This window comes from Streptomonospora alba (assembly GCF_000826685.1).
Classification (GTDB): Bacteria; Actinomycetota; Actinomycetes; order Streptosporangiales; family Streptosporangiaceae; genus Streptomonospora; species Streptomonospora alba.
Window position 1 is genome coordinate 60,659 of record NZ_JROO01000021.1, and the last position, 19,077, is coordinate 79,735.

The following is a 19,077-nucleotide window of genomic DNA, read 5'->3' on the forward strand; positions in this document are numbered from 1 at the left end:
CAACAGGTCGTTGTTCAGTGGTATGCCCAGAATAAGGTGCCTTAGCGCCTACTGAAAAGAAAAGATGAGCGTGTAGCTGACCCACATGGGCCACTTTACCCTCACCGTCGAACCGCAACACCGCTGCGCTCGCCCTCCTACTGTCCCCTGCATTGCCCTGGCAAGCCGCCGGCCGGCGCCCGCCGGTCGAAGGCCTCCCACTCCCTCTAACGGGTCCGCTCCCCCGAAAGTTGCAGTACTATACGTCATTCTCATCACGCTTGGCCAAGGCCGCCGGCCGGATGGCCCCGGTGCCGAAGCGCCGCGTGACGGCGTCCATCGCCTGCTCGGCTTCGCGCCAGCCGGTTTCGGGCTCGTCCAGGCTGAGCTGGCGGTGGGACTCGGAGACCGGCGCCAGCCCTTCCACGCGCACCCCCACCAGCCGCAGCCGTACCCGCTCCAGTCCCGCTGCGTCGTACAGCTCCCGAGCGGCGGCGTTGATCTCGTGGGCGACGTCGGTGGACTCGGGCAGCGTGCGCGAACGGGTGATGGTGGTGAAATCGGCCCGGCGCAGCTTCACCACGACGGTCCGTCCCACATGGCCGCCGGCGCGCATCTTCCGCGCGACCTTCTCCGACAGCCGCAGCAGCTCCCTGTGGATCATCGCGGGGTCGTCGACGTCGCGGGGGAAGGTCTCCTCGGCCCCGATGCTCTTGTCGGGCGAGGAGGGGACGACAGCGCGGTCGTCGCGGCCCTGGGACAAGGCGGCCAGGCGGTCGCCCAGGGCCGTCCCGAACTCGCCGCGCAGCGTGGCCGCCGAGACGCGCGCCACGTCGCCGACCGTGCGCAGGCCCAGCCGGGTCAGCGTCTGCTCGGTCTTGTCGCCCACCCCCGACAGCGCGCCCACCGGCAGCGGGTGCAGGAACGCGGTGACCTGCTCGGGGGGTACCACCAGCAGGCCGTCGGGCTTGCATCGGGTCGAGGCGAGCTTGGCGACCAGCTTGCTGGGCGCCGCACCCACCGAGCAGGTCAGGCTCTGCTCCTCGTGTACCCGGTGCCGGATCAGCTCGGCGATGCGCACCGGGTCGCCCAAGCGGCGGCGTGCGCCGGAGACGTCCAGGTAGGCCTCGTCCAGCGAGACGGGCTCGACCTCGGGAGACACCGAAAGCAGGATGTCCATGACGGCCTCGGAGACCCGCTTGTAGTGGGCGCCGTCGGGCGGGAAGACGACCGCGTCGGGGCACAGCCGCAGCGCGCGCACCATCGGCATGGCCGAATGGACGCCGTAGGAGCGGGCGATGTAGTCGGCCGAGGAGACCACGCCCCGCGGTCCGGTCCCACCGACGATGATGGGCATGTCGCGGGTCTCGGGGTGCTCCAGCCGCTCGACGCCGGCGAAGAAGGCGTCCATGTCGATGTGCAGGACCGTGCATTCGGCGGCGGCCTCGCAGCCGCCCTGCGGCAGCGGTTCGACGCCGCCGGGCCCGACGATCCCCCGCAGCGCCTGCCCGCGCTCAAGCTGGCGTCGGCTCATGCCACCAGTGTGCCGCCGGCGTCCGCTACAGCGCCACCCCGCCCCTGGTCAGCGGGCTTCACAGGGGCCTGCGGGCCAGCAGGTGGATCTGGGTGGCGATACCCGACAGCGCGGGGTGCGTCGAAGCGGCCTTCTCCAGCTCCAGCAGCTGCTCGCCGACGTGGGCCTCGCCGTCGAGCACCCGGCCGGGCAGCAGGTCGGCGAAGACGCGCACCCCGCGGATGTCGTCGCCGCCCAGCCCGGCCCGCTCGGCCAGATCGACGAGCTGTCCGGCGGTGAAGCGGCGCGGCATGGGATCGCCCGGGCCCCAGCGGCCCTCGGGATCCTCGATCAGGCGGCGGGCGTCGGCGAGGTGGCCGGCCAGCGCCCGGTGCATCACCCCCGCCACGGCGTTGGCCGCCAGCACGCTGACCGCGCCGCCGGGCCGGGTGAGTGCGGCGACGTCGGCCAGGGCCCCGGCCGGGTCCTCGACGTACTCCAGCACGTTGTGCATCAGCACCAGGTGGGCGTGAGCGGCAGGCAGCAGGTGGGCCAGATCCCCCGTCTCGCCCTGCATCGCGCGCACACGCACCCCGGCCTCGGCGGCCCGGCGCTCCAGCGCGGCCAGCGAGTCGGGGCTGGGGTCGACCACGGTGACGCGGTGACCCAGCTGCGCCAGCGGGACGGCCGCGCCGCCGGTGCCGCCGCCGGCGTCCACGATGTCCAGACCGTCGCTCTCGCCGTCGGTCGGCTCCTGCTCGGCCAGCGCCGCGCGCAGCACCTCCCAGACCACTTCGGTACGGGCGGCGCTGGCCGCCCGATGCGGGCCGGACCCCGCGCCGGGCTCGCCTGGCACGGCGCCGCCGTGGGGCTTGTCGCTCACACCGGCTCCCCTTCTGCTTGCTGGTGTCGAGGCCTGCCGACGGCGCGCCGTCCGGTCAGGGCGCGAGCTGGGCCTTGTTCTCCATCAGCCGCGAAAGCAGACCGTTGATGAAGGAGGGCGACTCGTCGGTGGACAGCTGCCGGGCCACCGCGACCGCCTCGGAGATCGCCACCCCGTCGGGGATGTCCTCGTCCCACAGCAGCTCGTAGGCGCCCATCCGCAGGATGTTGCGGTCGACCACGGGCATGCGGTCCAGGGACCAGTCGATGGCGTAGTCCTCCAGCAGCGTGTCGAGGCGCTCGCGGCGCTCGTCGACGGCCAGGGCCAGCCGCATCGTGAATTCGTTGATGGGCGGCTCGGTCTGGGCCTGGCGGCGCTCGATGACCGCATCGACCGTCGCACCGCGCACCTCGGCCTCGTACAGAACCTCGACCGCGCGCCGACGCGCCTTGCGCCGCGCTCCTCCGCCGCCGCTCATCGCTTCTCCGCCCGGGCGCGCCGAGCGCCGCTCACAGTGAGCGCCATCAGTTGACGCGGCCGAGGTAGTCGCCGTTGCGGGTGTCGACCTTGACGCGCTCGCCGGTGGTGATGAACAGCGGGACCTGGATGACCGCGCCGGTCTCGATGGTGGCGGGCTTGCTGCCGCCGGTGGAGCGGTCGCCCTGCACGCCGGGGTCGGTCTGGGTGATCTCGACCTCGACGGCGGCGGGCAGCTCGACGTAGAGCGGCACGCCCTCGTTCATCGCGACGGTGACCATCGCGCTTTCGAGGAGGTAGTCGGCGTTCTTGCCGACGACCTTGGTGTCGACCGGGATCTGGTCGTAGGTGTCGGTGTCCATGAAGATGTAGGACTCGCCGTCGGTGTAGAGGTACTGCATCTCCCGACGGTCCACATTGGCGACCTCGACCTTGGCTCCGGCGTTGAAGGTCTTGTCGACGACCTTGCCCGAGGTGACGTTCTTCAGCTTGGTGCGGACGAACGCTCCGCCCTTGCCGGGCTTGACGTGCTGGAACTCCACGACGTTCCAGAGTTCTCCGCCGTCGAGCTTCAGGGTCGTGCCGTTCTTCAGGTCGTTCGTCGTGGCCACTTGAGTCGTCTCTCCAGAGGTCGGGCTCGGTCGGTGGCGGGCGGGCGCCCTGTGCGGGCCGCCGCGCAAGCGCGTACTGCCGCCGTCGTCACCGCAGTCTAGTGGGTTTCACCCGGTGCGGGGTTCACACCCGGTCGGGGGTGTTCACGTGCCGATCGCCGCATAAGCCGAGTCCAGCAGCTCCGGCTCCGGACCCGACAGCACCGCGGGCCGCCCGACGCCGTCGAGCACGATGAAGCGCAGCACGGCCCCGCGCGCCTTCTTGTCGACGCTCATGGTGCGCCGCAGCTCGGGCCAGGCCGCGCCGGAGTAGGCGGTGGGCAGCCCCACCGAGGCGAGCACCTTGCGGTGGCGTTCGACCAGCGCCGCGTCGATGCGCCCGTCCAGGCGGGCCAGCTCGGCGGCGTAGACCATGCCCACGGCCACCGCGTAACCGTGCCGGAAGGTGTAGTCCTCGGCTCGCTCGATGGCGTGGCCGAGTGTGTGGCCGTAGTTGAGGATCTCGCGGCGGCCGCTCTCGCGCAGGTCGGCCGAGACGACCTCGGCCTTGACCGCGACGGCGCGCTCGATCAGCTCGCGGGTGTGCGCGCCGTCGGGGCGCGCGGCGCCCTCGGGGTCGGCCTCGACCAACTCCAGGATGGCCGGGTCGGCGATGAACCCGGCCTTGATCACCTCGGCGAGGCCGCCGATGTAGTCGGCCGCAGGCAGGCCCGCAAGCGTGTCGAGGTCGCACAGCACGCCGGCGGGCGGGTGGAAGGAACCGACCAGGTTCTTGCCCTCGGCGGTGTTGATGCCGGTCTTGCCGCCCACGGCCGCGTCGACCATGCCCAGCAGGGTCGTGGGCACCAGTACGCTGCGGACCCCGCGCAGCCAGGTGGCGGCGACGAACCCGGCCAGGTCGGTGACGGCGCCGCCGCCCACGCCCACCACGGCGTCGGTGCGGGTGAACCCGGCTTGGCCGAGCCTGCTCCACAACCCGGCGGCGACCTCGGCGGTCTTGGCGGCCTCCCCGTCGGGCACGGCCATGGGGTGGACGGTGTAGCCGGCCGAGCCCAGCGCGCTCAGGACCGGCCGCGCCAGCTCCCCCAGCCCTTCGGGGTGGACGACGGCGACCTGCGCGGCGCGCTCGCCCACCAGCTCGGGCAGGTCGGTGCGGACGCCGCGGCCCACGACGACGTCGTAGGGCTCGGCGGCCCCGCCCACGCCGATGCGGGTGGCGCTCATCGGGCCCCGCCCTGGTGCTGGGGCAGGCTCTCGACGACGGCGTCGACGATCTCCTCGGGGTGGTAGCCGCTGGTGGGCACCGTCGCCTTCGCCAGGCCCTCGTAGACGGGCAGCCGCTCCTCCAGCAGCTTGCGCAGCCGGGTGCGGGGGTTGCCGGCCAGCAGCGGGCGCGGGGTGTCCAGGCCGACGCGCTTGGCGGCGTCGGCGAACTCCACCTGGAGGTAGACGACATGGTGGTGGGCCAGGTCGGCGGAGGTGGCCGGGTCCAGGACCGATCCCCCGCCCAGCGCGACGACGCCCTGCCACGAGGCCAGCGCCTCGGCGACGAGCTCGCGCTCAAGCGCGCGGAAGGCGGGCTCGCCGTCCTCGACGAAGATGTCGCCCACGGCCTTGCCGGCGCGCGCCTCGATCTCGGTGTCGGTGTCCAGCAGCTGCGCGTCCAGCCGCTCCGCCAGCGCCCGGCCGACCGTGGTCTTGCCCGCACCGGGCGGGCCGATCAGGACCGCGATCGGTGTGCTCATTCGGTGTCTCCTCGGGTCTCGGGCGGCCGGCGCCCGCCTCGCCCGACCGCTAGTGGATCTCCAGCGTATCCAGGTAGGCGCGGGCGTTGCGGGCGGTCTCGGCCAGGGAGTCGCCGCCGAACTTCTCCACTGCGGCCTCGGCCAGCACCAGCGCGACCATGGCCTCGGCCACCACACCCGCGGCCGGCACCGCGGTGACGTCGCTGCGCTGGTGGTGGGCCTGGGCCGGCTCGCCGGTGGAGACGTCCACGGTGTCCAGCGCGCGCGGGACGGTGGCGATGGGCTTCATGGCCGCGCGCACGCGCAGCGGCGCGCCGGTGGTCATTCCGCCCTCGACGCCGCCGGCGCGGTTGCTGCGGCGGCGCACGCCCTCGGCGCCGGGTTCGATCTCGTCGTGGGCGGCCGAGCCGCGCCGGGCGGCGGTGCGGAACCCGTCGCCGACCTCGACGCCCTTGATGGCCTGGATGCCCATCAGCGCGCCGGCCAGCCGGGAGTCCAGGCGCCGGTCCCAGTGGACGTGGCTGCCCAGCCCCGGCGGAAGGCCGTAGGCCAGCACCTCCACGACGCCGCCCAGAGTGTCGCCGGCCTTCCTGGTGTCGTCGACCTCGGCGACCATGCGCTCGCTGGTCTCCGGGTCGAAGCAGCGCAGCGGGTCGGCGTCGATGCGCTCCAGGTCGCCGGGCTCGGGTCGGACCGTGTCGGGGACCTCGATCGCGCCCATCGACACGACGTGGCTGAGCAGCTCCACGCCCAGCGCCTGGCGGCAGAACGCACGGGCCACCTCGCCGACGGCGACGCGCGCCGCGGTCTCGCGGGCGCTGGCACGCTCCAGCACCGGCCGTGCCTCGTCGTGGCCGTACTTCTGCATGCCCACCAGGTCGGCGTGTCCGGGCCGGGGGCGGGTGAGCGGGGCGTTTCGCGCCACACCCTCCAACTCCTCGGGCGGTACGGGGTCGGCGGACATGACCCGCTCCCATTTGGGCCACTCGGAGTTGGCGACCTCCACGGCCACCGGGCCGCCCTGGGTCAGACCGTGCCGGACACCCCCGACGAGGGTGACCTGGTCCTGCTCGAACTTCATCCGGGCGCCACGGCCGTAGCCGGCGCGACGGCGGCGCAGTGCGGCGGCGATGTCGTCCGAAGTCACGGCGACGCCGGCCGGAAGGCCTTCCAGTATCGCGACGAGTGCGGGTCCATGGGACTCCCCCGCGGTCAGCCAGCGCAACATGTCTCCGATCATTTCATGTGCGGGGCCGCCGCGGCACATCGAGCGGCCCGGGACGGGGTCGGAACGGGGTCAGACCGCAGCGGTCGCCACCGCCAGATCTCCCACCAGCAGTGCGGCCAGCGCTCCGCCGATCATGAACGGTCCGAAGGGGATCCTGGTGCGGCGGGTGGCGCGGCGCAGCGCCACCAGGGCCAGGCCGTAGACGGCGGAGGCGACGAAGGCGGCGAGGGTGCCCGCTACCACAGCGCCGGGCCCGGCCCAGCCGAGATGGAGGCCGACCAGACCCGCGATCTTGACGTCGCCCCAGCCCATGCCGGCCGGGTAGACGAACCACAGCAGCCAGTACAGGGCGGCCAGGCCCGCCATGCCGCCCAGCGGTTCGGCCGCCGCGAGGAGATCGGCCCCGGCGAGCGCGGGCGCGCCGGGAGCCGCGGGGACGCGGGCGGCGCGCTCCAGGACGGCGGCGCCGAGGACCAGGGGGACGGCGACGAGGTAGGCGGGACCGACGATGGCGTTGGGCAGCCGCTGCACACGGATGTCGACGGCCGCCAGCGGCACGCCCACGGCCGCGAAGAACAGCAGCGCGGCCAGCCACAGCGGGTTGTGCTCGGCGCCCGCGACTCCGACGGCGGCGCCGCAGGCGGCGAACAGCAGCGCGGTGGCCGCGGCGACGGCGGCCGAGGTCGGCACGGCTTGCGCGCAGGAGGGGCAGTGGCCGCTGCGGGCGAATCCGCGCACCCGCACCGCGGGCAGCCACGGCAGGAACGGGACGGCCGCACCGCAGTGGGGGCAGGCGGGCGGGGGCGGCGGAGTGTCCTCGTCGGAGGCGGGGTCGTGGCGTGCGAAGAGGGGGACCAGCCGCCCGGCGCAGGCACCGGCCGCCGCGCCCGCGGCACCCAGCACCAGTACCAGAGCGGCGTCGGCGATACCGGGCATGGGCGGAACCTAGCCGATCCCGGGGTGCGGCGCCCACTCCTCCCGGCCATCTGTGGACGGAGCCGGAGAGGGGCGGACGCGGCCGCGGCAGCCGGTGGTCATTCGGGGCGTTCGGCGCGCACGACGGCGCTCAGTTCCACCCCGCCGGGCAGCATCGGGGCGAGTTCGGAGGAGAGCCGGTCGGCGACGCGCCGCAGCGACTCGTCGTCGCGGCGGTCCAGTTCCAAGCGGATGCCGATCTCGGCGCGCTCGGACTCGTGGATGCGCACGCGCCCGATCCCGAACTCGGTGTGGGTGACGCGGTAGATCAGCGCGAGGATCTGCGGATCCTCCTTGGGGGCGGGCACGGTGCCGTGCTCGGCCAGTGTGGTCAGGAACCGGCCCTGCACGGCGTAGGTGACCGGCCCGGCGACGTCGACGACCACCGCGTCGGCCCCTTCCTCGATGGCGGCCCGGCAGGCGTCGACCGCCGTGACGGGCACCGGGCGGGCGTCCTCGCGCCAGGCGCGGGCGGAGTCGACGGAGGTGAAGGCGAGCACCCCGCGGCGGCCGTCCTGGCCCGTCATCAGCGGCAGCGCGATGTCGCTGGTCTTCTCGCGGGTGTGTCCGGCGTCGTCCTGCTCGGTCTCGCCGGCCACGGCCACGACGGGCACCAGCAGGCGGGACTCCCCCAGCACGGCGAGCACCTGCCGGTCGCCGGCCTCGCCGCGGGAGTAGGCCTCGAGCCGGGATACCACGGCCGTGTCGGCCGAGCCGTCGTCGTCGCGGAAGCGCTGGGCGCCGGAGATGGTGGGGCGGGTCACGCGGTCGAGGCTCCTGCTCTTCGGGGCGGATCCGCCCCAGTCGGGATGTCTTGGACCAGCCTAACCAACCGGGCGCGGCGTCGAGCGGGAACGCGTATTCGGCGGCGCGCCTCGGTGGAGGCCGGCGGCGGTGAGCGGCGGCCTCCGGCGCCGCGGCCGCCGAAGCGGCCGTAGCGGAACCCGACTTCCGGCACACACACGAATACAATGAGCGACGAGGATCGGCAATGCCACAGGCAGGGGGACGTCATGGCGGAACAGCAGCTCCAACCGGGCACCTGGCGAATCGACACCGCGCACTCGATCGTCGGGTTCTCGGTGCGCCACATGATGGTCAGCCGGGTACGCGGGCGCTTCGAGCGTTACAACGCCGAACTGACGGTGCCCGAGGACCCGATGCAGTCGTCGGTGCGCGCCACCGTCGACGCCGACTCCATCAACACCGACAACGAGCAGCGCGACAATCACGTGCGCTCGGCCGACTTCTTCGACACCGCCACCCATCCGCAGTGGGTCTTCGAATCCACCGGCACCCGGACCTCCGGCGAGGACCTCCTGATGGAGGGCAACCTCACGATCAAGGGCAATACGCGGCCGATCGAGCTGCGGCTGGAGTTCAACGGCGTCACGCGCGACCCCTACGGCCTGCTCCGCGCCGGCTTCCACGCCGAGACCGAGATCAGCCGCAGCGACTTCGGTGTCGACATCGAGATGCCCATGGACGGCGGCGGCGTCGTGGTGGCCGACCGGATCAGGATCGACATCGACGCCGAGTTCACGCTCGAAGAGTGAGCGCGGGCCCGGCGGCGTCCGGCGCGGCCCGGCGGGCGGACGATCGCCCGCCGGGCCGCGCGGATATCCTCGTGGAGCCGCCGAGCGGCGGCCCTGCGCACGAGGGTCCGCAGTCGCACAGGAGCAGCGGAGGAGCGCCGTGCCCGACACACCGTTCACGGCCGAGGCGGTCTCGGCGATCACCGCGCACATGAACGACGACCACGCCTACGAGACCCTGGTGATATGCCGCGCCCTGGGAGGGGTTCCCGGTGCCGCCGAGGCGCGGATGACCGGCCTCGACAGCGGAGGCGGCGACTACGCGGCGCTCGTCGGCGGCGCGGAGGTGGCGGTGCGCATCCCGTGGTCGCAGGAGCTGGCCGAACGCTCCCAGGTGCGCCGTGAGGTCGTGCGCATGTACCGCGAGGCCTGCGACCGCCTGGGCCTGGCGCCCGGCGGCGAGGAGGCCGGCGAGCACTGAGGCCGCCCGCACCGGGGTGCAGTGCGCGTCCCCGAGTGTGCTTCCCGCACCGGCGCACCCTGAAGGCCCCGGTGGCCGGGGCGTGTCCGCAAGGTCGTCGGCGAACACGCCCTCGGGTTCAGCCGGTGACGTACTGCTCGGAGTATTCCGCGGTGGGAGCGATGGGCGTGATGACGTCGATCAGGACGCCGTTGGGATCGGCCACGATGAAGTGCCTCTGCCCGAAGTCCTCGCTGCGCAGTTCACGGACGGGGGGCAGCCCTTCGGTGGTTACGAGCCGTTCCCATTCGGCGTCCACGTCCTCCACTTCGAAGTTGAGCAGCAGGCCCTGTGCGGGGACTCGGCGGCCTTCGGGGACCGTGGGGTGGGTGTGGTCGAGGAGGGCGAGCTCGTAGCCGGGGTCTCCCGGCCGGCGCAGGCTGACGTACCAGTCGGCCTCGAACGTCGTCTCGAACTCCAGCAGCCGGGTGTAGAAGTCGCGGGACTCTCGCAGCTTCGCTGTGCCGATCACGGGATAGAAGCCGGTCAGTTTCATGCCTGCGCCCTTTCACATACCATCAGTATGCGAGTTACGTTATTCGCATACCACCGGAATGTCAATGAGGAGTGCGATGCGGCAACACGGCATCCGGGCGCAGCAGCGGGAGCTGACCCGGCAGGCGCTGCTGCGGGAGGGCAGGCGCCTGTTCTCGGACCGCGGCTACGGTGCTGTGGGCCTGGCGGACGTCGTCCAGGCGGCCGGGGTCACCAAGGGCGCGCTCTACCACCACTTCGCAGGCAAGGCGGACCTCTTCCGCGCCGTCCTGGAAGAGCTGCAGCAGGAAGTGGGCCGACGCGTGGCCGCGGCCGCCGACGCCCACGACGATCCCTGGACCCGGCTGACCGCCGGCTGCCAGGAGTTCCTCACCGCGACCACCGAGCCGGAGGTCCAACGGGTCATGCTTGTCGACGGTCCGGCCGTACTGGGGTGGAGCCGATGGCGGGCGATGGACGAGGCCGCCTCGGCCCGCCACCTCGCCGATGCGCTGTCCTCCCTCGTCGACGCGGGCATCATCGCCCCGCAGCCGGTCCAACCGCTGGTCCACCTGCTTTCGGGGGCGATGAACGAGGCCGCCCTGTGGCTCGAGTCCTCCTCCGACCCCGAAGACCTGGAGCACACCAGAGCCGCGCTGGGGCGATTGCTCCAGGCGCTGCGCATCGGCTGATTCGACGACCGCGTCCCAGGGCGCGGTCACTCCGCCGTCGCCCCGCGGAAACCACGCGACCGGTACTCGGGGCGCCCCCGAACGACGTCAGGAGCCGACCACTAAGGGAACGGTCCGGGGCGCGGGGCATGCCCTGTCGCCTCGGGCTCGCCTAAGCTGGAGGCACCAGGCCCGGCGCGGCGCCGTCTCCTCAGCCGCCGCCGCGGCACCAGCGAGTTCCCCGAGAGCGCCGCAACCACGATGGTCGATCCCGAGTCCGCAGACCCCGACTCGCCCACCCGGAACATCGCACCGGCCGACGCGACCACCCGGCTCGACGCCGACCGCGCCCGCACCCGGTGGGTCACTCGCGTCCTGCACCCGCGCACCGGCGGGAACCCGGCTGTGCCGGACACCGTTCCCGCCGCCGCACGCACCCGCGCGCTGACGCGTCCGGCCCCGGCCCTCGGGGCGCCGGGCTCGTCCGGTACGCCCGGGCGGCCCTGGTGGCGCCGGTCGGCGGCCGTGCTGTTCGCCTGGTTCCCGCGGCTTCTCGCGCGCGTGGTGGTGGGCCCGGCCGGCGACATCGACTACGCGGTTCCCGCCGAGCTGCGCCGCAGCTACGCCGTGCTGAAGCGCATCGGCGCCGGCGGCGAGGCCGTCGTCTACCTCGCCGAGCCCGCCGGGGCCGGGCACAAGCGGAGCCGCGCGGGCTCCGGCGGCACCGGGGAGCAGGAGGTCCGGCGGCGCGTGGCGCTGAAGGTGTACCGCCCAGGCCACGACGTCAACCGCGAACTACTCGACCGGCTGCAGGCCCGCGGCCGAGAGGACCCCCACACCCCGGCCATCCACGGCTACGGCCGCGCCCGCAGCTCCTGGGGCGAGGAGGTGGCATGGGAGGCCCAGGAGTACTTCCCCGCCGGATCGCTGCGCTCGATCATCGATCATGCCCCGGTCGACGACGCGGCGGCGCGCGCCGTCGTGGCAGCCGTCGCCGACTGCCTGCACCACTGGCAGGAGCAGTTGCAGCACAATCACACCGACGTCAAGCCCGAGAACCTGCTGATCCGCTCCGCCGACCCCGCAGTGTTCGCTTTGACCGACTTCGGCGGCGCGGTGCGGGCCACGATGAGCCGGGTCTACGGCGGCCTGGCCGTCACCGAGGCCTACGCGGCCCCCGAGGTGGTCGAGGGGCGCCGGGAGGCGCCGGCGGCGTGGTGGTCCCTCGGCGTCATGGTGCACGAACTGCTCACCGGGCGGCGTCCCGAGGGCGGCGAGAGCTGGCTGACGGCGCGCAGGAGCGAGGTCGACGTCTCGGCCGTCACCGACGAGTCGTGGCGGCTGCTGGTGCGCGGACTGCTCACCCCCGCCCCGTCGGCCCGGTGGGGCCATGCCGAGGTCCGCCAATGGCTGGCCGGCGAGCGCCCCAGCATCGCGCGGCCTCGCCGGCACGCGCCCGTCCGCTTCGCCGACGCCTCCCACGACGACCCGCCCAGCCTCGCCTTCGACCTGCTGGACCGGTGGGACCGGGGCGAGGTGTGGCTGCGCACCCACTGGCCGACGCTGCGCACCTGGCTGGACCGCGAGGTCAACGACTACACCTTCGACCGCACCTACCTCACCGACCTCGACGCCCATCCCGAACGGGTGCACCTGGCCATCAGCGCGCTGGCGGCGCGCTTCGTGCCGGGTATGCCTCCGCGCTTCCGCGGTCTGGAGGTCGGTGCCGAGGGCGTGCTTGCGCTGGCCCGCGGCGGCTCCAGCAGGCACGCCGTGCTGCGCGAGGCCCTGGAGCTGGGAGCGCTGGACCTTGCGGCGCGGCACTGGTGCGGCCACCCCGGCTGCCGCGCCGAGGGGGCCGGCCGCTGCGCGCCGCTGGAGCACGTCCAGCACGAGGTTCCGCTGATCATGCGCCAGGTCGAGGCCACGGCGCAGGGACTGGCGTCGGGGCCGGCCGCGGCCGCCGGCGCCGCCGACCTGCCGCGGTTCGCCTGGGACTCCGCCTGGGCCCTCGCCGCCGAACTGGTCCTCGACCCCGAGGCGGCAGGACGCGAGCGCGGACGCCTGCGCGCGCAGTCGTGGCATCCGCGCCATCGCAGTCCGGCCCCCCACGTGGACTGGTGGCGCGGGCAGCGCGACATCGGGCTGCGCCGGCGCTCCGGCGAGGTCGCCGGAAACGCGGCGCTGGTCACCGCCTCGCTGCTGCTTCCGGTGGCCGCGCGCCTCGGCGCCGCGGAGCGCGACCGGGAGAAGGAGGAGAACCGCGTGCGGCGGCGCGACCGCTGGGCGGCGGTCACCGACGCCGTCGGTGACCGCTGGCAGCGCGTGCGGGAGCGCGTGGGCGGCCCGCGCACCCGGTCTGGAGAGCCGGACTCCGGGGCGCCGTGGGGCGCGACACCCTACGGCCGGCCCGGCGCGCCCTACGGCCGTCCGCTCACCGAGGCCGAGCAGCGCAAGGCGCACCGCCGCGAGGAGAAGGAGCGCAGGCGCGTCAATCGGAGCATGCACCAGCTCGAACGGGCGGAGGGCGCCGGCCGCTGCCGCAGGTTCGCCTACCCCGCCGCGGTGTCGGGCGTCGTCGACGGGCTGGGGCGGCTGCTGCGTGCCGACGGTTTCTACCCCGACCGTCCCGGTCCGCTGGCCGACGCCTACGCCGGTTTTGTGGAGTTCTCCGGCAGCGCCGTGGTTTCGGCGGTGGCCGGCGCCGCCGACGCGGCGGTGGGGCTGCTGCCGGCGCAGGCCGGGGACCGGTGGTGGCTGCCGATGGTGCTGGCGGTGCTGCTGGTGGTACTGGGCCGCACGGCGGCCGGCCGCGGCCGCGCACGCACGCGGCTGACGGCCTATCGGCTCGCGGTCGCGGGGTCGGTGCTGATGCTGCTGGTCCTGGCGTCCACCGGGCTGCTGATGGTGGGCGCGGGCGTGCTGATCCCGTTGTACAACCTCCTCGGCTGAGGGGCGGCGGCGCCGGGAGCCGGCGGGACGTCGATCGGGACGCTGCGGCGGTGGGCCGGTCCCGACGGCGCGGAAGCGGGCACTATCATCGCCCCGGACCCGTAGCGGATCGGAAAGGGCGGCATTCTGGTGGGCGATGCGATCGAGTTGGCGGCGGGAGAATACCGGGCGGCCATCGGCCGCCGAGGCGCGGCGATGTGCCGACTCGCCTTCGCAGAGCAGGAGCTGATCTGGCGGTGCCCGCCCGACGAACCGCCCCCGGCCTCGCACGGCCTGCTGCTTGCACCCTGGCCCAACCGGATCCGCGACGGCCGCTACACCTTCAAGGGCGTCGAGCACCGGTTGGAGGTCACCGAGCCCCGGCGCGGCACGGCGCTTCACGGGCTGGCCTATGACAAGCCGTGGCTGCCGGTGGAGATCGGTTCCGACCGGGCCCGGCTGACCTGCGTGCTCGACGGCGCCGAGGGCTACCCCTACCGCCTGGAGCTGTCCGCGGAGTACGAACTGGAGGCGTCCGGCGGTCTGTCGGTGACCCTCGCGGCACGCAACACCGGCGACTCCGCCGCTCCCTACGGCATGGGCGCCCACCCGTTCCTGTCCGTCGCGGCGCCCATGGACGAGGCGGTGCTGAAGCTGCCCGCCTCCCGCCGGCTGCCCGTAGACGAGCGGCTGCTGCCCGCGGGAGCCCCGGAACACGTCGAGGGCACCGAGCACGACTTCCGCACACCGCGGCCCGTCGGGGCCACGGCCTTCGACACCGCGTTCACCGACCTGGAGCGCGACCCCGACGGCCTGGCCTGGACGGTGCTCACCTCGGGCGGAGCGTCCATGGGGGTGTGGGCCGACTCCTCGTGCGGCTGGCTGCAGGTGTTCAGCGCCGAGGGGCTGTCCGAGGGGCTGAACCGGCGCGGGCTCGCGGTGGAGCCGATGACCTGCCCGCCGGACGCGTTCAACTCCGGCACCGACCTGACGGTCCTGGAACCGGGCGAAGAGACCGCCTCCCGCTTCGGCATCGTGCGCCTGCCCCACCCCTGATCCCCCGGAGCCGGGCACGGGGGCCGCGGCGCCCGGCCGTCAGCCGCAGGGAGGCGGGGCGGCCCCCTGCTCGGCCAGGCAGGACTCGAGTCGTGCGAGGTCCTCGGGGGTGTCGATGTCGTCGGGGCTGGCCACGTCGTCGCAGGCGACGTTGGTGACCAGGTGGGAGTAGGCGCGAAGGAACGGGCGCGCTCCCACGTCGCCCTCGGCGAGAGCATGGACGCTGGGCCAATGCTCGCGGCCCAGCAGCACGGGGTTGCGCAGGTTGCCGGAATAGGTGGCCACGGCCGCGCGCGCACCCTCGGCGTGGGCCGCAAGAAGCCGCCGCACGGCTGCGGCGGTCACCAGGGGCTGGTCGACCAGCCCCACGACGACGGCGTCGACCTCCTCGGGCAGGGTCTCCAGGCCCACCCGCAGCGACGAACCCAGTCCGCTCTGCCAACCGGGGTTGTGCACTGCGGCCGCGTGCTCGACGTCGGCCTCGACCGCCCCCGTGATCACGTAGACCGGTGCGCAGCCGCCTTCGCGCAGCGTGCGCGCACCCCGGTCGACGAGCCGTTCACCTGCGACCTCCACCAGTGCCTTGGGGCGGCCCAAGCGGCGCCCCTCTCCCGCGGCCAGCAGCAGTCCGGCGATCGGCGCCGTGCCCGCGCCGCCCTCGCCCTGCTCGCGTGTCGTCATGCCGCGATAATGCCACGCCGGGCCTGCGCGGCGTCCGGCGCTTGCGCGCCCTACCCCGCGCTCCGCGCCCCGCTCCCCCCGTCCTGGGGGAGATCCGGGCGGGTCGGCGACCGGGATTACGTGCCGACGTGACCGCTTCCGGCCGCCTGGAGCCGGGCCCTGCCGGGCGTGTCGCCGCTCCGGGCGGGATCGCGCGGCCCGCGGCGGCAGGGCGTCACCGCGAGCCCGCAGTCGGAATCCGGGGTTCGTCGTCCGCGCCCGCGGCTGCGAGCGGTTCGGTGTGGATGCGGCCCGAGGTGGTGGACAGCGGGCGCCCGCTGCCGCCCCACCGGGTCTGGATGAGCTCGGCGGCGATGGAGACGGCGGTCTCCTCGGGCGTGCGCGCGCCCAGGTCGAGCCCGATGGGTGAGCGCACCCGCGCGAGCTTCTCCTCCTCGACCCCCGCCTCGCGCAGCCGGGCCAGGCGGTCCTCGTGGGTGCGGCGGCTGCCCATCGCCCCGATGTAGCCGGCCGGGGTACGCAGCGCCACCTCCAGCACGGGCACGTCGAACTTGGGGTCGTGCGTCAGCACGCAGACGGCGGTGCGCTCGTCGATCTGGGCCTCGACCTCGGCGAGGAAGACGTGCGGCCACTTCACCACGACCTCGTCGGCGCGCGGGAAGCGCTTGGCTGTGGCGAAGACCGGGCGCGCGTCGCACACGGTGACCCTGTAGCCCAGGTAGGCGCCGATGTCGGCGACGGCGGCCGCGAAGTCGATGGCTCCGAAGACGAGCATGCGCGGCGCCGGGGCGAAGGACTGCACGAACACCTCCAGTTCGTCGCCGCGCCGCTGGCCGTCGGCGCCGTAGCGCAGGATGCCGGTGCTGCCCTGGGCCAGCATTCCGCGGGCGTCGTCGTCGACCGCGGCCTCCAGGCGGTGACCGCCCAGGTCGCCCTCGGCGCGGTCGGGCCAGATCACCCGGCGTGCGCCCAGGCGGCCGGGCCCTCCGGCGACGGTGGCCACGGCGACCGGGCGATGCGACTCGATGTCGGCGATGACCGCCCCCAGGTTCGGATGCCGGGCCGGGTCGACGGGTTCAACCAGCACGTGCAGGGTGCCGCCGCAGGTCAGACCGACGGCGAAGGCCTCGTCGTCGCTGACGCCGTAGGTGGCGCGGGCGGGCTCTCCGCTGGAGACGACCTGCTGGGCGAGCTCGTACACGGCTCCTTCGACGCAGCCGCCGGAGACGCTGCCGGCCACCTCGCCTCCAGGGTCGACGGCCATGGCCGCTCCTGCTTCGCGCGGTGCGCTGCTGTAGGTGTCGATGACCGTGGCCAGGGCGAACGTGTCGCCGGCGGCGTACATCTCGGCGACGGCGGCGCGGATATCACGCACGGGGCCCTCCTCCCTCGTGCCGACCGCCGATCACGGCGGTGGCGAGCTGCTCCAGCGCGTCCAGGCTGTGGCCGGACACGAACTCGTCGATGTGCGGCCAGGCGGCCCGCATCCCCGCGGTGAGCGGCGCGTAGCCGGGCTGGGCCTTGTGAGGGTTGACCCACACCACCCGGTGGGCCAACCGGGCGAGCCGGGCCATCTGCGTCTCCAGCAGCGAGGCGTCGCCGCGCTCCCAGCCGTCGGAGGCGATGATCGCCAGGGCGCCGCGGGCGGCGCCGCGGCGCCCGTAGAGGTCCAGGAACTCCTTGAGTTCGCCGCCGAGCCGGGTGCCGCCGCTCCAGTCGGGGATGGCCTCGGCCACGGCGGTGAGAGCGGCGCCGGGATCGCGCACCCGCATCTGGGGGGTGAGGCGGGTGAGCCGGGTGCCCACGCTGAAGGCCTCGGTGTGGCGCGGGTGGCCGCGCACCACGACGTGGGCCAGGCGCAGCAGCGCGTCGGCGTAGGGCGACATGGAGCCGCTGATGTCGATGAGCAGCACGACGCGGCGCGCCCGCGTCGAGGGGTGGCGGCGCGGCAGCCGCAGCGGCTCGCCGCCGGTGCGCAGCGCGGCGCGCAGCATCCGGCGATGGTCCAGCCGCCCGTGCGCGGCGGGTTCGAGGCGGCGGGTGCGGCGCTGGGGGCGGTCGGCGCTGATGCGCGAGATCAAGCGGGCCACCTCGGCGCGCTCCTCCCGGGTGAGCGAGGCGATGTCGGCCGAGCGCAGCACCTCGGTGTCGCCGGCGGCGAGCAGCCCGGTGGTGTCGGCGTCGTCGCCCTCGGCGGCGGCCGGCGGGTTCCACATGGCCGGCACGGTGGTGGAAACCGTGCGGGTGGTCCGGGCGGGCGCGGGACGCGTGCCGAAGTAGTGGACGAAGCACGCGTCGTAGCGGGCGAGGTCGGTCCCGCAGGAGCACAGGGTGAGCCGGCCGGCCCAGTAGACGGGTTCGGGGCGGGTGACGTCGAGGGTGTCGACGGCACGCAGGAAGGCGGCCGCGCGGCCGGTGTCGGCGCCGACTCCCGCCGCGCGCAGCGTGCGGACGAACCCCATCAGGGTTTCGGTGGCGTCACGGGCGGCCGGCTCCACGGAGCTCACCCCACCGGTGCCCGGTCGTGCCCGTTGAGCAGAGACCCGAGTTTGGCCCGGACGGCTTCGTGGTCCTCGCGGTGCTTGATCAGCGCGCCGAGGCTGCGGGCCGCAGCGTCGGGGTCGAGCTGGTGGGCGCCCAAGGCCACCAAGGCCGCGGTCCAGTCGATGGTTTCGGCCACGCCGGGCGGTTTGACCAGGTCCAGGCCTTCGCCGGCGGGGTCGCGCAGCCGCTGGCCGGCGGCGGCGACCTGGTGGACGAGCCGGTCGGCGGCGTCGGGCAGCCGGCGGCGGATGATGGCGACCTCGCGTTCGAAGCCGGGGTTGGGCATCCAGTGGTAGAGGCAGCGGCGCTTGAGCGCGTCGTGGACCTCGCGGGTGCGATTGGAGGTCAGCACCGCCACCGGCGGGGTGTCGGTGCGCACGGTGCCCAGCTCGGGGATGGAGATGGTGAAGTCGGAGAGGAACTCCAGCAGGAACGCCTCGAACTCGTCGTCGGCGCGGTCGATCTCGTCGACGAGCAGCACGCAGGGGCCGGTGGAGCTGGCCTCCAGGGCGCGCAGCAGGGGCCTGGCGAGCAGGAAGCGGCGGTCGTACAGCCCCGATTCCAGCTGGTCGGCGTCGTTGCCGGCACCGGCGGCCTGGGCGGCGCGCAGGTGCAGCAGCTGGCGCGGGTAGTCCCAGTCGTAGAGGGCCTGGGCGGCGTCGATGCCCTCGTAGCACTGCAGCCGGATCAGGGGCGCGCCGAGTGCGGCGGCCAGGGCCTTGGCCAATTCGGTCTTGCCGACGCCGGCGTCGCCTTCGAGGAAGAGCGGGCGCCCCATGCGGGCGGCCAGGAAGCAGGCGGTGGCCGCGCCGTCGTCGGCCAGGTAGTCCTGCGCGTCGAGCCGGCGGCCGAACTCCTCGGGACCGGTGATCGCCTCGGCGGTGGGCGGTGCGTCAGTCAACGTCCGGGCCTCCCCTCCTGCTAGGGCCCAGGCTAGACGGTCGGAAGGCTACGGCGGGAGCTTCAGCGGGCACAAGAGTCGACAAGCCGCGGCGCACGCCGTCGTCGACGTGTGCGGATACCGGCGGCGGGCACGCGTGTCGGCCCGGTCGCGGGGGCCGACCGGCCGAAGGGGCCCGGTCAGAGGACGATGCGGTCCAGCAGCGAGTCGTAGGCGGCGATGGTGGCTACGGCCGTCCACAGCAGCACCTTCGCGCGGGCGTTGCGCGGACGCGGACGACGGTGGCCGGATTCGGTTTCCATGCCCCCATGAAGCACCGTTCCGGCGGGGATGTCCAGCCTCGGGCGCGGACC

20 protein-coding genes are annotated in these 19,077 nt (G+C 74.0%); 5 read left to right on the top strand and 15 right to left on the bottom strand.

The features are described 5' to 3' along the window. Nucleotides 1–238 precede the first annotated feature (238 nt). The 9 genes from dinB to LP52_RS11995 all read right to left on the bottom strand — a co-directional run bounded on the left by dinB (nt 239) and on the right by LP52_RS11995 (nt 8,175). The gene (dinB, locus tag LP52_RS11955; RefSeq protein WP_052809750.1) at nt 239–1,513 is read right to left on the bottom strand and encodes a DNA polymerase IV; all 1,275 of its coding nucleotides are present in this window, start codon (nt 1,511–1,513) and stop codon (nt 239–241) included. Nucleotides 1,514–1,571: 58 nt separating this feature from the next. Then, on the bottom strand, nt 1,572–2,375 hold the full coding sequence (locus LP52_RS11960; RefSeq protein ID WP_052809751.1) for a methyltransferase: 804 nt from the start codon (nt 2,373–2,375) through the stop codon (nt 1,572–1,574). 55 nt (nt 2,376–2,430) lie between these two features. Next, complete coding sequence (nusB, locus tag LP52_RS11965; protein ID WP_040273296.1) at nt 2,431–2,853, bottom strand: transcription antitermination factor NusB; 423 nt, start codon at nt 2,851–2,853, stop codon at nt 2,431–2,433. Nucleotides 2,854–2,899: 46 nt separating this feature from the next. Then, a complete protein-coding gene (efp, locus tag LP52_RS11970; protein ID WP_040273298.1) occupies nt 2,900–3,463 on the bottom strand; it encodes an elongation factor P in 564 nt (187 codons plus the stop codon). Between the two features lie 144 nt (nt 3,464–3,607). Beyond that, the gene (aroB, locus tag LP52_RS11975; protein WP_040273300.1) at nt 3,608–4,687 is read right to left on the bottom strand and encodes a 3-dehydroquinate synthase; all 1,080 of its coding nucleotides are present in this window, start codon (nt 4,685–4,687) and stop codon (nt 3,608–3,610) included. Continuing rightward, nucleotides 4,684–5,208 carry a shikimate kinase gene (locus tag LP52_RS11980; protein ID WP_040273302.1) on the bottom strand — a complete coding sequence of 175 codons (525 nt, stop codon included), beginning with the start codon at nt 5,206–5,208 and terminating at the stop codon, nt 4,684–4,686. Before LP52_RS11980 ends, aroB begins: the two co-directional genes overlap by 4 nt. Nucleotides 5,209–5,257: 49 nt before the next feature. Continuing rightward, on the bottom strand, nt 5,258–6,436 hold the full coding sequence (aroC, locus tag LP52_RS11985) for a chorismate synthase (protein WP_040273381.1): 1,179 nt from the start codon (nt 6,434–6,436) through the stop codon (nt 5,258–5,260). Nucleotides 6,437–6,505: 69 nt separating this feature from the next. Beyond that, on the bottom strand, nt 6,506–7,372 hold the full coding sequence (locus tag LP52_RS11990) for an A24 family peptidase (RefSeq protein WP_040273304.1): 867 nt from the start codon (nt 7,370–7,372) through the stop codon (nt 6,506–6,508). A gap of 98 nt (nt 7,373–7,470) precedes the next feature. Then, complete coding sequence (locus tag LP52_RS11995) at nt 7,471–8,175, bottom strand: SseB family protein (protein WP_040273306.1); 705 nt, start codon at nt 8,173–8,175, stop codon at nt 7,471–7,473. 249 nt (nt 8,176–8,424) lie between these two features. Here LP52_RS11995 and LP52_RS12000 point away from each other — a divergent pair, with 249 nt between their 5' ends. Both LP52_RS12000 and LP52_RS12005 read left to right on the top strand, forming a co-directional pair. Further along, entirely contained in the window at nt 8,425–8,967 is a 543-nt protein-coding gene (locus LP52_RS12000; RefSeq protein WP_040273307.1) for a YceI family protein, read from the top strand. Nucleotides 8,968–9,106: 139 nt separating this feature from the next. After that, nucleotides 9,107–9,427, top strand: a complete 321-nt coding sequence (locus LP52_RS12005; protein WP_040273308.1) for a DUF2470 domain-containing protein — start codon at nt 9,107–9,109, stop codon at nt 9,425–9,427. 118 nt (nt 9,428–9,545) lie between these two features. Here LP52_RS12005 and LP52_RS12010 read toward each other — a convergent pair whose 3' ends face one another. Next, the gene (locus LP52_RS12010) at nt 9,546–9,962 is read right to left on the bottom strand and encodes a VOC family protein (RefSeq protein ID WP_040273310.1); all 417 of its coding nucleotides are present in this window, start codon (nt 9,960–9,962) and stop codon (nt 9,546–9,548) included. A 76-nt stretch (nt 9,963–10,038) separates the two neighbouring features. Between LP52_RS12010 and LP52_RS12015 the strand changes: the two genes are divergently transcribed. The 3 genes from LP52_RS12015 (at nt 10,039) to LP52_RS12025 (ending at nt 14,598) form a co-directional block, all read left to right on the top strand. Next, nucleotides 10,039–10,632 carry a TetR/AcrR family transcriptional regulator gene (locus tag LP52_RS12015; protein WP_040273311.1) on the top strand — a complete coding sequence of 198 codons (594 nt, stop codon included), beginning with the start codon at nt 10,039–10,041 and terminating at the stop codon, nt 10,630–10,632. 240 nt (nt 10,633–10,872) lie between these two features. Continuing rightward, complete coding sequence (locus LP52_RS12020; RefSeq protein ID WP_040273312.1) at nt 10,873–13,563, top strand: protein kinase domain-containing protein; 2,691 nt, start codon at nt 10,873–10,875, stop codon at nt 13,561–13,563. Between the two features lie 129 nt (nt 13,564–13,692). Next, on the top strand, nt 13,693–14,598 hold the full coding sequence (locus LP52_RS12025) for an aldose 1-epimerase family protein (protein ID WP_040273314.1): 906 nt from the start codon (nt 13,693–13,695) through the stop codon (nt 14,596–14,598). Between the two features lie 39 nt (nt 14,599–14,637). On the opposite strand, the gene LP52_RS12030 is transcribed toward LP52_RS12025, so the two are convergent. The 5 genes from LP52_RS12030 to LP52_RS28755 form a co-directional block, all read right to left on the bottom strand. After that, nucleotides 14,638–15,279: a nucleotidyltransferase family protein gene (locus tag LP52_RS12030; RefSeq protein ID WP_052809752.1), complete on the bottom strand. Its 642-nt coding sequence runs from the start codon at nt 15,277–15,279 to the stop codon at nt 14,638–14,640. A 214-nt stretch (nt 15,280–15,493) separates the two neighbouring features. Further along, a complete protein-coding gene (locus tag LP52_RS12035) occupies nt 15,494–16,654 on the bottom strand; it encodes an XdhC family protein (RefSeq protein ID WP_052809753.1) in 1,161 nt (386 codons plus the stop codon). Then, nucleotides 16,647–17,777, bottom strand: coding sequence for a vWA domain-containing protein (locus LP52_RS12040; RefSeq protein ID WP_238580876.1), 1,131 nt, complete (start codon nt 17,775–17,777; stop codon nt 16,647–16,649). The genes LP52_RS12035 and LP52_RS12040 overlap by 8 nt, the downstream gene beginning before the upstream one ends. A gap of 5 nt (nt 17,778–17,782) precedes the next feature. After that, nucleotides 17,783–18,724 (bottom strand): AAA family ATPase, encoded by a 942-nt coding sequence (locus LP52_RS12045; RefSeq protein ID WP_084723134.1) that lies wholly within the window; start codon nt 18,722–18,724, stop codon nt 17,783–17,785. 179 nt (nt 18,725–18,903) lie between these two features. Next, entirely contained in the window at nt 18,904–19,026 is a 123-nt protein-coding gene (locus LP52_RS28755; protein WP_274518807.1) for a hypothetical protein, read from the bottom strand. Between the last annotated feature and the right edge of the window lie 51 nt (nt 19,027–19,077).

Bases quoted from the DNA above. Each gene is read 5' to 3' on its own strand.
- LP52_RS28755 (WP_274518807.1), bottom strand. From the start codon at position 19,026: ATGGAAACCGAATCCGGCCACCGTCGTCCGCGTCCGCGCAACGCCCGC.
- dinB (WP_052809750.1), bottom strand. From the start codon at position 1,513: ATGAGCCGACGCCAGCTTGAGCGCGGGCAGGCGCTGCGGGGGATCGTC.
- aroB (WP_040273300.1), bottom strand. From the start codon at position 4,687: ATGAGCGCCACCCGCATCGGCGTGGGCGGGGCCGCCGAGCCCTACGAC.
- LP52_RS12010 (WP_040273310.1), bottom strand. From the start codon at position 9,962: ATGAAACTGACCGGCTTCTATCCCGTGATCGGCACAGCGAAGCTGCGA.
- LP52_RS11980 (WP_040273302.1), bottom strand. From the start codon at position 5,208: ATGAGCACACCGATCGCGGTCCTGATCGGCCCGCCCGGTGCGGGCAAG.
- LP52_RS12030 (WP_052809752.1), bottom strand. From the start codon at position 15,279: ATGACGACACGCGAGCAGGGCGAGGGCGGCGCGGGCACGGCGCCGATC.
- nusB (WP_040273296.1), bottom strand. From the start codon at position 2,853: ATGAGCGGCGGCGGAGGAGCGCGGCGCAAGGCGCGTCGGCGCGCGGTC.
- LP52_RS11990 (WP_040273304.1), bottom strand. From the start codon at position 7,372: ATGCCCGGTATCGCCGACGCCGCTCTGGTACTGGTGCTGGGTGCCGCG.
- LP52_RS12015 (WP_040273311.1), top strand. From the start codon at position 10,039: ATGCGGCAACACGGCATCCGGGCGCAGCAGCGGGAGCTGACCCGGCAG.
- LP52_RS12020 (WP_040273312.1), top strand. From the start codon at position 10,873: ATGGTCGATCCCGAGTCCGCAGACCCCGACTCGCCCACCCGGAACATC.
- aroC (WP_040273381.1), bottom strand. From the start codon at position 6,436: ATGTTGCGCTGGCTGACCGCGGGGGAGTCCCATGGACCCGCACTCGTC.
- LP52_RS12000 (WP_040273307.1), top strand. From the start codon at position 8,425: ATGGCGGAACAGCAGCTCCAACCGGGCACCTGGCGAATCGACACCGCG.